Origin of the sequence: Enterobacter cloacae complex sp. 309I3 (assembly GCF_050031595.1) — a bacterium.
Taxonomy (GTDB): Bacteria; Pseudomonadota; Gammaproteobacteria; order Enterobacterales; family Enterobacteriaceae; genus Enterobacter; species Enterobacter cloacae.
Map to the genome: position 1 here is coordinate 4,020,989 of NZ_JBLGWI010000001.1, position 12,871 is coordinate 4,033,859.

Genomic DNA, 12,871 nt, shown 5'->3' on the forward strand with positions numbered 1-12,871 from the left:
CTATCGCACGGGGCTTTTTACGATCTGCAGACGTTATTTAACCGGACGCATCGCCGGGAACAGGATCACGTCGCGGATGGTGTGGCTGTTGGTGAACAGCATTACCATACGGTCAATACCAATACCCAGACCCGCCGTTGGTGGCAGGCCGTGTTCCAGCGCCGTCACGTAGTCTTCGTCGAAGAACATCGCTTCGTCGTCGCCTGCCGCTTTTGCGTCAACCTGATCCTGGAAGCGCTGCGCCTGATCTTCTGCATCGTTCAGCTCGCTAAAGCCGTTGCCGATTTCACGGCCACCGATGAAGAATTCAAAGCGGTCAGTGATCTCCGGGTTCTCGTCATTACGACGCGCCAGCGGGGACACTTCAGCCGGGTATTCAGTGATGAAGGTCGGCTGAATCAGGTGCGCTTCTGCCACTTCTTCGAAGATCTCGGTCACGATACGGCCCAGACCCCAGCTCTTCTCCACTTTAATACCGATGCTTTCAGCGATCGCTTTTGCAGAATCGAAGTTATCCAGATCCGCCATGTTGGTTTCCGGGCGGTATTTCTTGATGGCTTCGCGCATGGTCAGTTTTTCGAACGGCTTGCCGAAGTCGAACACTTCTTCACCATAAGGTACCTGCGTGGTGCCCAGAATGTCCTGCGCCAGGGTGCGGAACAGGGATTCGGTCAGCTCGATCAGATCTTTGTAATCTGCATACGCCATATAGAGTTCCATCATGGTGAACTCTGGGTTATGACGCACGGAGATGCCTTCGTTACGGAAGTTACGGTTGATTTCGAACACGCGATCGAACCCACCTACCACCAGACGCTTCAGGTACAGTTCCGGCGCGATACGCAGGTACATGTCCAGGTCCAGGGCGTTGTGATGGGTGATGAACGGACGTGCGGAAGCACCGCCCGGGATCACCTGCATCATTGGGGTTTCCACTTCCATAAAGTCGCGGTTAACCATGAACTGGCGAATACCGGCCATGATCTGGGAGCGAATTTTGAAGGTTTTGCGGGACTCATCGTTAGAGATGAGGTCCAGATAACGCTGGCGGTAGCGCGCTTCCTGATCCTGCAGGCCGTGGAATTTGTCCGGCAGCGGGCGCAGGGCTTTGGTCAACAGACGCAGTTCGGTGCAGTGGATAGACAGTTCACCGGTCTTGGTTTTGAACAGTTTACCTTTCGCGCCCAGGATATCGCCCAGGTCCCACTTCTTGAACTGCTCGTTGTAGATGCCTTCTGGCAGATCGTCACGGGAAACGTACAGCTGAATGCGGCCGCCTACGTCCTGCAGGGTAACGAAAGAGGCTTTACCCATGATACGACGGGTCATCATACGGCCCGCAACGGCCACTTCGATGTTCAGCGCTTCCAGCTCTTCGTTTTCTTTAGCGTCGAAGTCAGCGTGCAGTTGGTCTGAGGTGTGGTCACGACGAAAATCGTTCGGGAACGGCACGCCCTGCTCGCGCAGCGCTGCCAGCTTCTCGCGGCGGGTTTTCAGTTCGTTGTTAAGATCGACTACCGCGTCAGCGCCCTGTGCTTGTTGTTCAGACATGTTGGTTCCTCATAACCCTGCTTTCAAACTTGCTTCGATAAATTGGTCCAGGCTGCCGTCCAGCACCGCCTGCGTGTTACGGGTTTCAACCCCGGTACGCAGGTCTTTGATGCGGGAGTCATCAAGGACGTAAGAACGGATCTGGCTGCCCCAGCCGATATCAGACTTGTTGTCTTCCATCGCCTGTTTCTCAGCATTTTTCTTCTGCATTTCCAGCTCATAAAGCTTCGCTTTCATCTGCTTCATGGCCTGGTCTTTGTTCTTATGCTGGGAACGGTCGTTCTGGCACTGTGTTACCAGCCCGGTTGGAATGTGGGTAATACGTACCGCTGATTCCGTACGGTTAACGTGCTGTCCACCCGCGCCAGATGCGCGGTAAACGTCGATACGCAGATCTGCCGGGTTGATTTCGATATCGATATCTTCGTCAACTTCGGGGTAAACAAACGCGGAGCTGAAGGAGGTATGACGACGACCACCGGAGTCGAACGGGCTCTTACGTACCAGGCGGTGAACGCCGGTTTCGGTACGCAGCCAGCCGTAGGCGTAGTCACCAATGATCTTGATGGTGACGGACTTAATGCCAGCCACTTCGCCTTCAGACTCTTCGATAATCTCGGTTTTAAAGCCACGTGCTTCAGCCCAGCGCAGATACATGCGCATCAGCATGCTGGCCCAGTCCTGCGCTTCAGTACCGCCAGAACCTGCCTGGATATCGAGATAGCAGTCAGCGCTATCGTATTCGCCGGAGAACATACGACGGAACTCAAGCTGCGCCAGCTTCTCTTCCAGCACGTCGAGCTCTGCCACGGCTTCGTTAAAGGTTTCTTCGTCGTCGGCTTCTACAGCCAGCTCCAGCAAACCGGAAACGTCTTCCAGCCCCTGAGCCATTTGATCCAGCGTATCTACGATAGCTTCGAGAGAGGAACGCTCTTTACCCAGCGCCTGCGCGCGTTCAGGCTCGTTCCAGACGTCCGGCTGTTCCAGCTCGGCGTTTACTTCTTCAAGACGCTCTTTCTTGGCATCGTAGTCAAAGATACCCCCTAAGAACGTCAGAGCGCTCCGTGAGGTCCTGAATACGGTTTTTTACCGGATTAATTTCAAACATGGTCTGTTTTCTTTTATGGACTTGTCAAAATGCGGTGATAAGAGCGGGATTGTACCGAATCCACGCCCTTTTTTATAGAGATTACTGCCGCTAAATTGGCCAGATATTGTCGATGATGATTTGAAGGGAGCGGTTACCGCGAAACTCGTTGATATCCAGTTTGTAGGCCAGTTCGACCTCGCGTACGCCATTGTCCGGCCAGACAGCGGTATCGACGTTAAAGGCAATACCATCCAACAGCGGGCCGCCGCCCACCGGTTCCACCATCACTTTCAAGTGACGTTCGCCCACGATGCGCTGTTGCAGCAGACGGAAGCGGCCATCGAACAGTGGCTCCGGGAACATCTGTCCCCACGGGCCTGCATCGCGTAGCATTTGCGCCACTTCCATGGTCATCTCCATCGGTGCGAGCTCACCGTCGGAAATCACTTCACCCTGCAGCAGAGCAGGGTCGATCCAGTCAGTCACCAGTTCGCCAAACAGACGCTGGAACTCGTCGAATTTCGCCTCTTCCAGCGACAAGCCTGCCGCCATCGCGTGACCACCGAATTTGAGCATCAGGCCCGGGTAGAGCGTATCCAGACGCTCCAGCGCATCGCGCATGTGCAGCCCCTGAATCGAACGACCGGAGCCCTTCAGCGTGCCATCGCCTGCGGGCGCAAATGCAATCACCGGACGGTGGAAACGCTCTTTAATACGCGACGCCAGAATGCCCACCACCCCCTGATGCCATTCAGGGTGGTACATCGCCAGCCCGCCCGGCAATGTTTCACCGCTGCGTTCAAGCTTTTCACACAGGGTTAGTGCTTCAGCCTGCATTCCCTGTTCGATCTCTTTGCGGGTCTGGTTCAGCGCATCCAGTTCATTCGCCAGCACGCGTGCTTCACCAATGTTGTCGCACAGCAGCAGCGCGACGCCGACGGACATATCGTCCAGCCTGCCAGCCGCATTCAGGCGCGGGCCGAGGGCAAAGCCCAAATCGCTGGCGGCGAGCTTGAGCGGATCGCGGTTCGCAATCTCCAGCAGCGCCTTAATACCCGGACGACATTTGCCCGCACGAATGCGGCTTAACCCTTGCCAGGTGAGGATACGGTTATTGGTATCGAGCGGTACCACGTCCGCCACGGTGCCGAGCGCAACAAGATCGAGATACTCGGCCAGATTGGGCACGGCGATCCCGCGGGACTCGAACCAGCCTTTATCCCGCAGCAGGGTGCGCAGCGCCAGCATCAGATAAAACGCCACGCCCACGCCCGCCAGTGATTTCGACGGGAAATCGCAGTCGCGCAGGTTCGGGTTAATAATGGCTTCAGCGGCCGGCAGCGTTTCACCCGGCAGGTGGTGATCGGTAACCAGCACCGGGATCCCCAACTGATGCGCGTGATCGACCCCCGCATGGGAGGAGATCCCGTTATCTACGGTCAGGATCATCTGCGCGCCACGGGCATGTGCCTGATCGACCACTTCCGGGCTAAGGCCATAACCATCTTCAAAGCGGTTAGGCACCAGATAGGTGACGTTTTCGCAGCCCAGCGCGCGCAGGCTGAGCACGCTCAGCGCGGTGCTGGTGGCGCCGTCGGCATCGAAATCCCCCACCACCACAATGCGCGTGCCTTCACGAAGCGCGTTGTAGAGCATTTCAGTGGCTTTTTCGATGCCGTTCAGCTGCTGCCAGGGCAGCATCCCTTTGACGCTGCGCTCAAGATCGCCTGCACTCCGCACGCCGCGGCTGGCGTAGAGCCGCTTTAACAGCGGCGGAAGATCGGCTGGCAAATCAACCTGTTCAACCGCGTCGCGGCGGCGCAATTTTATTGGGGCTTTCACGCGGATTATTTACCACCAAACTGTTTCTGGTGCGCGTCGAGGAACTCTTTCATCTCTTTTGGCCCCTGATAGCCCGGGACAACGTAGCCGTTGCTTAAGACAATGGCTGGCGTACCGGTCACGCCAAACTGCACGCCCAGCGCGTAGTGGTTGGCAATATCAATATCACAGGAAGCCGGCTGCACACCCTTACCGTTCATCGCGTCATCAAACGCTTTGTTACGATCTTTTGCACACCAGATGGCCTTCATATCCTGCTCAGGCTGGCTCTGCACACCCGCGCGAGGGAAAGCCAGGTAACGCACGGTAATACCCAGTGCGTTGTAATCTTTCATCTCTTCATGCAGCTTGTGGCAGTAGCCACAGGTAATGTCGGTAAAGACGGTTATAACGTGTTTTTCCTGCGCCGCCTTATAAACGATCATCTCTTTTTCGAGCGCATTCAGGTTTTTCATCAGCAGCTGGTTGGTCACGTTCACCGGCTGCGCGCCGCTTACGTCGTACATCGGCCCCTGAATAATGTGTTTGCCATCTTCGGTCACGTACAGCACGCCGCTGTTGGTTAAAACGGTTTTCATCCCCGCCACCGGCGCAGGCTGAATATCGCTGCTGGTCACGCCGAGTTTCGTCAGCGACTGTTTGATAGCGGCGTCATCCGCGTGGGCAAAACCGGTAAAAGAGGCTGCCAGCAGGGTGAACAGCGCAAAAGACTTTTTCATATAAGATCCTGTAACAATTCGTCGGCACTCACGCGCGAGGGTGGTGCTGTTGGTGTAGCTGCCGCAGGCGTTCCGTCGCGACATGGGTGTAAATTTGCGTCGTGGAAAGATCGCTGTGTCCCAGCAGCATCTGCACCACGCGCAGATCGGCGCCGTGGTTCAGCAGATGTGTCGCAAAGGCATGCCGCAACACGTGCGGCGACAGCTTTTCGCTGTCAATGCCCGCCAGTGTGGCGTAATGCTTGATGCGATGCCAGAACGTTTGCCGCGTCATCTGCTGCGCACGCTGGCTGGGGAACAAGACATCGATAGAAACGCCGTTCAGCAACCACGGACGACCGTGTTCCAGATACGTTTCCAGCCAGTACACCGCCTCTTCTCCCAGCGGGACCAGCCGTTCCTTGTTCCCTTTACCGATCACACGAACCACGCCCTGGCGCAAGCTGATGTCGCTCATCGTCAGGCCAACCAGTTCCGAAACGCGCAAGCCGGTAGCATACAATAGCTCAAGCATGGCTTTATCGCGTAACTCCAGCGGCAGGTCAACAGCCGGTGATTGTAATAATCTCTCAACTTGTGCTTCGCTGAGATCTTTCGGTAGCCGCTGCGGGAGTTTAGGCGATGCCAGGAGGGCGCTGGGATCGTCCGTGCGAATTTTCTCACGGTAGAGATGCTGGAACAGTCGACGCATTGCACTGAGCAGACGCGCGGAACTGGTGGCTTTGTAGCCCCCCTCCATACGCTCGCCCAGCAGCGCCTGCAGGTCGTCGCTTTGTGCGCTCTCCAGCGACAGTCCCCGGTGTGCCAGCCACTCCACCAGCATGGTGAGGTCCCGCCGATAGGCGCTCAGCGTATTTTGGGCCAGGTTTTTCTCCAGCCACAGCGCATCGAGAAACTGTTCGATGAGTGCGAGATCCTTTTCCACATCAGCCCCTTTGATTCTGCAATCCGGGCATTATGCCTGATTGCGAGCGGTTTCTGGTACACTACGCGCAAAGTCATAGCAAGAATTGAGATAGATACGCGATGAATATTGGTCTGTTTTATGGTTCCAGCACCTGCTACACCGAAATGGCGGCAGAGAAAATTCGCGACATCATTGGCCCGGAACTGGTGACGTTGCATAACCTGAAGGACGATGCGCTCACGCTGATGGAGCAGTACGACGTATTGATCCTTGGCATCCCGACCTGGGATTTCGGTGAGATACAGGAAGACTGGGAAGCCATCTGGGATCAGCTCGATACGCTCAACCTCGATGGCAAAATCATTGCCATGTACGGTATGGGCGACCAGTTCGGTTACGGGGAATGGTTCCTGGATGCACTCGGCATGCTGCACGATAAGCTGGCACCGAAGGGCGTCACGTTTATCGGCTACTGGCCAACGGAAGGTTACGAATTTACCAGTAAAAAACCGATTATCGCAGACGGCCAGCTGTTTGTCGGGCTCGCGCTGGATGAAACCAACCAGTACGATCTGAGCGACGAGCGTCTGCAAACCTGGTGCGAACAGATCCTGGGCGAAATGGCCGAGAAGTTCAGTTAACGCGTATTATTCCTGCGTCGGTTGCTGCTGCAGTAGCATCCGGCGCAGTTCCCGCCACTCCGCAATATCCATACTGTCGGCGGCCAGCCACAGATGCTGGCACTTACCGCCGCCCACCTGGCGTAACCGTAGCATCATGCCGGAACTGAGCATCCAGGGCATACCGAGGATATCCCACTCCTGACCCTGCCAGCGCAGGCGGGAGTCCATCAGTAATTTAATCTCACCCTGGCGGGCATTGATCCGGCGCTGGCTGCGCACGCTGTCAAAAACGACGAACGACAGCAACAACAGCCACAGCGGCGTATAGCTAAGCGGCCACGGCATCAGTAAAACAAATGCCGCGACCAGGCCGTGGAGCAATAACGACATCCACTGCGAGCGCCACGAGACGCGAAGATCAGATTGCCACAGGACCACGTTCCCGATTCCGTGTTTGAATTAATTGCACCATCCGTTGCAACTCGGTGTCGGCGGGCTTGCCGTGGTTCATCAGCCAGTTGAATAAATCGGGATCGTCAGACTCAAGCAGGCGAACAAACAGACGCTTATCCTCATCGCTTAAGCTGTCATACTCATATTCGAAGAAAGGCATGATGGAGATATCAAGTTCACGCATGCCGCGTCGGCATGCCCAGTGAATACGGGCCTTGTTGTTAATATCCATGTTCTGTTTCCTGCATTACGTTTGGCACAGTCGGTACCCCGTTCAGTCTTCTTTATTTCTCTGCGGGGACACTCGCTAGTGTAACGTGTTTTTGACCGTTTCTTTACTGGAATATTGCGAAGCTGAAGTGGGCTTCCAGAATAACCCCTATAAAGACAGCGGATTACACTATTTTGCGTGGCGCTACGCATTGCTGCGTTATGGCACGAATGGCCTGCTGAAAGCGCTTGCAATGGCTGTAGTCTCTTTTACCATTAGGCATTATCAAAGCGTTAAGCAATTCAGGATACCGTTATGGCATTTACACCATTTTCTCCTCGCCAGCCCGCCGCCTCTGCGCGTCTGCCGCTGACGCTTATTTCTCTTGATGACTGGGCACTGGCCACACTCGTTGGTGCCGACGCCGAAAAATACCTTCAGGGCCAGGTCACGGCAGACGTGAGCCAGATGACCGAACATCAGCACCTGCTGGCTGCGCATTGCGATCCAAAAGGCAAAATGTGGAGCAACCTGCGTCTGTTCCGCCGTCAGGATGGCTTTGCCTTTATTGAGCGCCGCAGCCTGCGTGATGACCAGCTTAAAGAGCTGAAGAAATACGCGGTCTTTTCCAAAGTCACGATTGCGCCAGATGACGAGCACGTGCTGCTGGGCGTGGCCGGTTTCCAGGCGCGTGCCGCGCTGAAAAACCTGTTCAACGAACTGCCGGATGCAGAAAAGCAGTTGGTTAGCGAAGGTGAGACCTCCATTCTGTGGTTTGAACACCCTGCAGAGCGTTTCCTGCTGGTGACCGACGCCGCGACCGCCGAGCGCGTAACTGAGGCCCTGCGCGGTGAAGCCCAGTTCAATAACAGCCAACAGTGGCTGGCACTGAACATTGAAGCGGGTCTGCCGGTGATTGACGCGGTCAACAGCGCGCAGTTTATTCCGCAGGCGACCAACCTGCAGGCGCTGGGCGGCATTAGCTTTAAAAAAGGCTGTTACACCGGCCAGGAGATGGTCGCGCGGGCAAAATTCCGCGGCGCGAATAAGCGCGCGCTGTGGACACTGGCGGGTCACGCCAGCCGTGTACCGGAAGCGGGTGAAGATTTAGAACTGAAGATGGGTGAAAACTGGCGCCGTACCGGCACCGTGTTAGCCGCCGTTCAGCTGGATGATGGCCGTCTGCTGGTGCAGGCGGTGATGAACAACGACATGGAAGCCGACAGCGTGTTCCGCGTGCGTGATGATGCCAATACCTTGAGTATTGAGCCGCTGCCGTATTCACTGGAAGAGTGATGCTGTATCGCCCGGTGGCGCTGCGCTTACCGGGCCTACGGTTTTGGTGTTCTCCCTCTCGCTGTGGGAGAGGGTTAGGGTGAGGGCAACAGGCCGCAAGATGTAAAAACTACACCTGCCCCACATACAAATAAATGGCCAGGAAGTGACACACGCTGCCCCCAAGTACAAAGCCGTGCCAGATGGCATGGTTATAAGGGATGCGCTTGCAGACATAGAAAATGACGCCCAACGAGTAGACCACGCCGCCTACGGCAAGCAAGGTCACGCCCCCTACCGCCAGCTTAATCGCCAGCTGATAAACCACTATCAGCGACAGCCAGCCCATCGTCAGGTAGGTCACCAGCGACAGCACCTTAAACCGGTGCGCAATGGTCAGCTTAAAGAGGATCCCCAGCAGCGCCAGGCTCCAGATCACAATCATCAGGCCACGCGACAGCGGTGAGTTCAACCCCACCAGCAGGAATGGCGTGTAGGTGCCTGCAATAAGAAGATAGATAGCGCAGTGGTCAAATTTTTTGAGCCATATCTTTGCCCGCTGATGCGGAATGGCGTGATACAGCGTCGACGCCAGAAACAGCAGGATCATACTCCCGCCATACAGGCTGTAGCTGGTAATGGCCATGGCACTGGCGTTGGTGTCCACCGCCTGCACCAGTAATAACACTAAACCGACAATCCCAAACACCAGGCCAATGCCGTGGCTGATGCTGTTGGCTACTTCCTCAGCCAGTGAATATCCCTGTGCGATTAATGGTCTGCTCACCATACAAAACTCCGGGAAAACGAAAGATGATTATTCATCGCATGACTATGCTAACTGAGAATGATTCCAGTGAACACCTGTTAGCTAAAATAATTTCAATCCATAATTTATATATAAAAATCATATATATAAAAAACAGTTTCACCTTACATTTGTTCACATTAAAATTTAATCATTATGAATCAAAGGTATAAAAATGGATCCTGCCCTCTGGCTGCATGTTATGATGGGTCAATGAGGTCTGAATGAGAGTTATGCCACTGTGAGTATGTTCACCCACGCCGCCATTGCCAGTCTCAATAATCTGGAGATGATGGTCTACAACTATGTCATCAAAAATCGTGACAAAGTGATGTACATGACTATCCGCGAACTGGCGGACGCGGCAGGTGTCTCCACCACCACTATCCTGCGCTTTTGCCGCAAACTCAACTGCGAAGGCTACTCTGAATTCCGCGTACGCTTTAAGCTCTATCTGGAGCAGAATGAGCCTCAGCAGATAAATTTTGGTGCCAGTGAAATTATCAGCTTCTTTAAAAGCGTTAATAATGAAGAGTTCGATACATTATTAGATGAAGCGGTGGAGATAATATTATCGTCCGAGCGAATTATCTTTGTCGGCGCAGGGACCTCAGGCTCGCTGGCAAAATATGGTGCACGCTTCTTTTCTAATATCGGTAAATTCAGCAACCATATCGACGATCCTTATTTCCCGGTGACCAATGATATGGCCAAAAATGCGCTGGCGATTGTACTGTCGGTATCCGGTGAAACGGAAGAGATCCTGCGCTTCGCCAGCCAGTTCAGCCTGCATCACTGCAAGGTACTCTCCATTACCAGCCATGAGCACTCGCGGCTGGCAAAACTGGCCGATTTTAATCTCTCCTGGCATGTTCCACAGACGCGTATTGCAGGCGTGTATGATATCACCACCCAAATCCCCGTTATTTATATTCTGGAGTCGCTCGGGCGTAAACTGGCGAAGAAATTAACAGAATAAAACATCCTGTTTTTTGCATGTGACAAATTACAATTCAGGCAAATTGTTATATCGTGACATTTAATGTCGCTTTGCTAGACTCGATTCCAATAAGTCATGAATTGAGAATAGCAGCGATGAAAAAATTAACCTTACCAAAAGATTTTTTATGGGGCGGCGCGGTTGCTGCTCACCAGGTGGAAGGCGGCTGGAACAAAGGCGGCAAAGGGCCGAGCATCTGTGACGTGCTGACCGGTGGCGCGCATGGCGTTCCCCGTGAAATCACCCAGGAAGTGGTACCGGGTAAATACTACCCAAACCACGAGGCCATCGACTTCCACGGCCACTACAAAGAAGACATCAAGCTGTTTGCCGAGATGGGCTTCAAATGTTTCCGCACCTCTATCGCCTGGACGCGCATCTTCCCGAAAGGTGACGAAACGCAGCCCAATGAAGAAGGGCTGAAGTTTTACGACGATCTGTTCGATGAATTGCTGAAGTACAACATCGAGCCGGTGATCACCCTCTCCCACTTCGAAATGCCGCTGCACCTGGTGCAGGAATACGGCGCCTGGACCAACCGTAAAGTGGTCGATTTCTTTGTCCGTTTCGCGGAAGTGGTCTTCGAGCGTTACAAAAACAAGGTCAAATACTGGATGACCTTCAACGAAATCAACAACCAGCGTAACTGGCGTGCCCCGCTGTTCGGTTACTGCTGCTCCGGTGTGGTCTATACCGAGCACGACAACCCGGAAGAGACCATGTACCAGGTGCTGCATCATCAGTTTGTGGCAAGCGCCCTGGCAGTGAAAGCTGCGCGTCGTATTAACCCTGAAATGAAGGTCGGCTGTATGCTGGCGATGGTGGCGCTCTATCCGTTCTCCTGTAAACCGGAGGACGTGATGTTTGCCCAGGAATCCATGCGTGAACGCTATGTCTTTACTGACGTTCAGCTGCGCGGTTATTACCCGTCTTATGTACTGAATGAGTGGGAGCGCCGTGGTTTTACCATTAACATGGAGCCGGGTGATGAGCAGATCCTGCGTGAAGGTACCTGCGACTACTTAGGTTTCAGCTATTACATGACTAACGCCGTCAAAGCAGAAGGCGGTACCGGCGATGCAATCTCAGGCTTTGAAGGCAGCGTGCCCAACCCGCATGTGAAAGCCTCTGACTGGGGCTGGCAGATTGACCCTGTGGGTCTGCGCTACTCTCTGTGTGAGCTATACGAGCGTTATCAGAAACCGCTGTTTATCGTCGAGAACGGTTTTGGCGCCTACGATAAAGTGGAAGAAGACGGCAGCATTAACGACGACTACCGCATCGACTATCTGCGCGCTCACGTGGAAGAGATGATCAAAGCCGTGACGCACGATGGCGTGGACCTGATGGGTTATACGCCGTGGGGCTGTATCGACTGCGTGTCGTTCACCACCGGCCAGTACAGCAAGCGCTATGGTTTTATCTATGTGAACAAGCACGACGACGGCACGGGCGACATGTCGCGCTCCCGTAAGAAAAGCTTCGAGTGGTATAAAGGTGTGATTGCCAGTAACGGCGAGACGCTTTAACTCTGTAACGCCGGGCGGCGCTCCGCTTGATCCCCTCTCCCTTTTGGGGAGAGGGTTAGGGTGAGGGGTTTACTTCCCGCCCGCTAACTCAATAAAACTGCCCGTCACGTACGACGCTTTCTCGCTCAGCAGCCAGACAATCGCCTGGGCTACCTCTTCAGGCTGGCCGCCGCGCTGCATCGGCAGCAACGACTTAACGCGATCCACACGTCCCGGCTCTCCACCGTCGGCATGGATGTCGGTATAGATAAGCCCAGGGCGCACGCAGTTAACGCGGATACCTTGCGCCGCCACTTCCAGCGCTAACCCGGTTGTCAGTGAATCCACCGCCCCTTTGGACGCCGCGTAATCCACATACTCACCCGGTGCGCCCAGTCGTGACGCCGCGGAGGAGACATTCACAATCGCCCCACCCTTGCCGCCATGTTTGTGCGACATACGCTTTACCGCTTCACGGCAGCAAAGGAAATACCCCGTGACGTTGGTTGCCAGCACGCGATTAATGCGTTCAGCCGAAAGATTTTCGATAGTGGATTGCTCAAACAGGATCCCGGCGTTATTCACCAGCGCCGTCAGCGGCTCAGCTTCTCGGTCAAGACTGTCAAACATCGCCAGTACCTGCGCTTCATCGCTAATATCTGCGCGCAGGGCAAAGGCTTTACCGCCCGCCCCGACGATCTGGTTGATAACGTCCGTCGCAGCCTTGATATTGTGGTGATAATTCACCGCCACGGTGTAGCCTTCGTTTGCCAACTGCAGCGCGGTGGCTTTACCGATACCGCGGCTGGCGCCTGTTACAAGTGCAATACCCATTCTTTTCTCCCAATAAAAAAGCCGGGTATGGCGGCTTCGCCATACCCGGC

Annotated in this window: 13 protein-coding genes; 4 read left to right on the top strand and 9 right to left on the bottom strand. The window is 54.6% G+C overall.

What is annotated here, in order from left to right; translation table 11 throughout:
• Positions 1 to 33 precede the first annotated feature (33 nt).
• From lysS to xerD, 5 genes are all read right to left on the bottom strand, one after another.
• Positions 34 to 1,551, bottom strand: a complete 1,518-nt coding sequence (gene lysS, locus ACQG22_RS19220; RefSeq protein ID WP_013098608.1) for a lysine--tRNA ligase — start codon at positions 1,549 to 1,551, stop codon at positions 34 to 36.
• Between the two features lie 9 nt (positions 1,552 to 1,560).
• A protein-coding gene (gene prfB / locus ACQG22_RS19225; protein WP_095908218.1) for a peptide chain release factor 2 occupies positions 1,561 to 2,659 on the bottom strand; the annotation gives its coding sequence in 2 pieces (ribosomal slippage) (positions 1,561 to 2,583 and positions 2,585 to 2,659; 1,098 coding nt in all).
• A gap of 90 nt (positions 2,660 to 2,749) precedes the next feature.
• Positions 2,750 to 4,483, bottom strand: a complete 1,734-nt coding sequence (recJ, locus tag ACQG22_RS19230; RefSeq protein WP_029883158.1) for a single-stranded-DNA-specific exonuclease RecJ — start codon at positions 4,481 to 4,483, stop codon at positions 2,750 to 2,752.
• A gap of 5 nt (positions 4,484 to 4,488) precedes the next feature.
• Positions 4,489 to 5,202, bottom strand: coding sequence for a bifunctional protein-disulfide isomerase/oxidoreductase DsbC (dsbC, locus tag ACQG22_RS19235; protein ID WP_013098611.1), 714 nt, complete (start codon positions 5,200 to 5,202; stop codon positions 4,489 to 4,491).
• Positions 5,203 to 5,230: 28 nt separating this feature from the next.
• Positions 5,231 to 6,127: a site-specific tyrosine recombinase XerD gene (gene xerD, locus ACQG22_RS19240; RefSeq protein ID WP_040021689.1), complete on the bottom strand. Its 897-nt coding sequence runs from the start codon at positions 6,125 to 6,127 to the stop codon at positions 5,231 to 5,233.
• Positions 6,128 to 6,228: 101 nt separating this feature from the next.
• Here xerD and fldB point away from each other — a divergent pair, with 101 nt between their 5' ends.
• Positions 6,229 to 6,750, top strand: a complete 522-nt coding sequence (fldB, locus tag ACQG22_RS19245) for a flavodoxin FldB (RefSeq protein ID WP_013098613.1) — start codon at positions 6,229 to 6,231, stop codon at positions 6,748 to 6,750.
• A 6-nt stretch (positions 6,751 to 6,756) separates the two neighbouring features.
• Here fldB and ACQG22_RS19250 read toward each other — a convergent pair whose 3' ends face one another.
• The gene (locus ACQG22_RS19250; RefSeq protein WP_020687087.1) at positions 6,757 to 7,170 is read right to left on the bottom strand and encodes a protein YgfX; all 414 of its coding nucleotides are present in this window, start codon (positions 7,168 to 7,170) and stop codon (positions 6,757 to 6,759) included.
• Positions 7,151 to 7,417: an FAD assembly factor SdhE gene (gene sdhE / locus ACQG22_RS19255; protein ID WP_013098615.1), complete on the bottom strand. Its 267-nt coding sequence runs from the start codon at positions 7,415 to 7,417 to the stop codon at positions 7,151 to 7,153. Before sdhE ends, ACQG22_RS19250 begins: the two co-directional genes overlap by 20 nt.
• Before the next feature lie 294 nt (positions 7,418 to 7,711).
• Between sdhE and ygfZ the strand changes: the two genes are divergently transcribed.
• Positions 7,712 to 8,692, top strand: a complete 981-nt coding sequence (ygfZ, locus tag ACQG22_RS19260; RefSeq protein WP_114519398.1) for a tRNA-modifying protein YgfZ — start codon at positions 7,712 to 7,714, stop codon at positions 8,690 to 8,692.
• 109 nt (positions 8,693 to 8,801) lie between these two features.
• On the opposite strand, the gene trhA is transcribed toward ygfZ, so the two are convergent.
• A complete protein-coding gene (trhA, locus tag ACQG22_RS19265) occupies positions 8,802 to 9,461 on the bottom strand; it encodes a PAQR family membrane homeostasis protein TrhA (RefSeq protein ID WP_003863433.1) in 660 nt (219 codons plus the stop codon).
• A 265-nt stretch (positions 9,462 to 9,726) separates the two neighbouring features.
• Between trhA and ACQG22_RS19270 the strand changes: the two genes are divergently transcribed.
• Both ACQG22_RS19270 and ACQG22_RS19275 read left to right on the top strand, forming a co-directional pair.
• Positions 9,727 to 10,458 carry a MurR/RpiR family transcriptional regulator gene (locus ACQG22_RS19270; RefSeq protein WP_020687085.1) on the top strand — a complete coding sequence of 244 codons (732 nt, stop codon included), beginning with the start codon at positions 9,727 to 9,729 and terminating at the stop codon, positions 10,456 to 10,458.
• A gap of 116 nt (positions 10,459 to 10,574) precedes the next feature.
• Positions 10,575 to 12,008, top strand: a complete 1,434-nt coding sequence (locus tag ACQG22_RS19275; protein WP_020687084.1) for a 6-phospho-beta-glucosidase — start codon at positions 10,575 to 10,577, stop codon at positions 12,006 to 12,008.
• Between the two features lie 69 nt (positions 12,009 to 12,077).
• Here ACQG22_RS19275 and ACQG22_RS19280 read toward each other — a convergent pair whose 3' ends face one another.
• Complete coding sequence (locus ACQG22_RS19280; protein WP_013098620.1) at positions 12,078 to 12,821, bottom strand: SDR family oxidoreductase; 744 nt, start codon at positions 12,819 to 12,821, stop codon at positions 12,078 to 12,080.
• Positions 12,822 to 12,871: the final 50 nt, after the last annotated feature.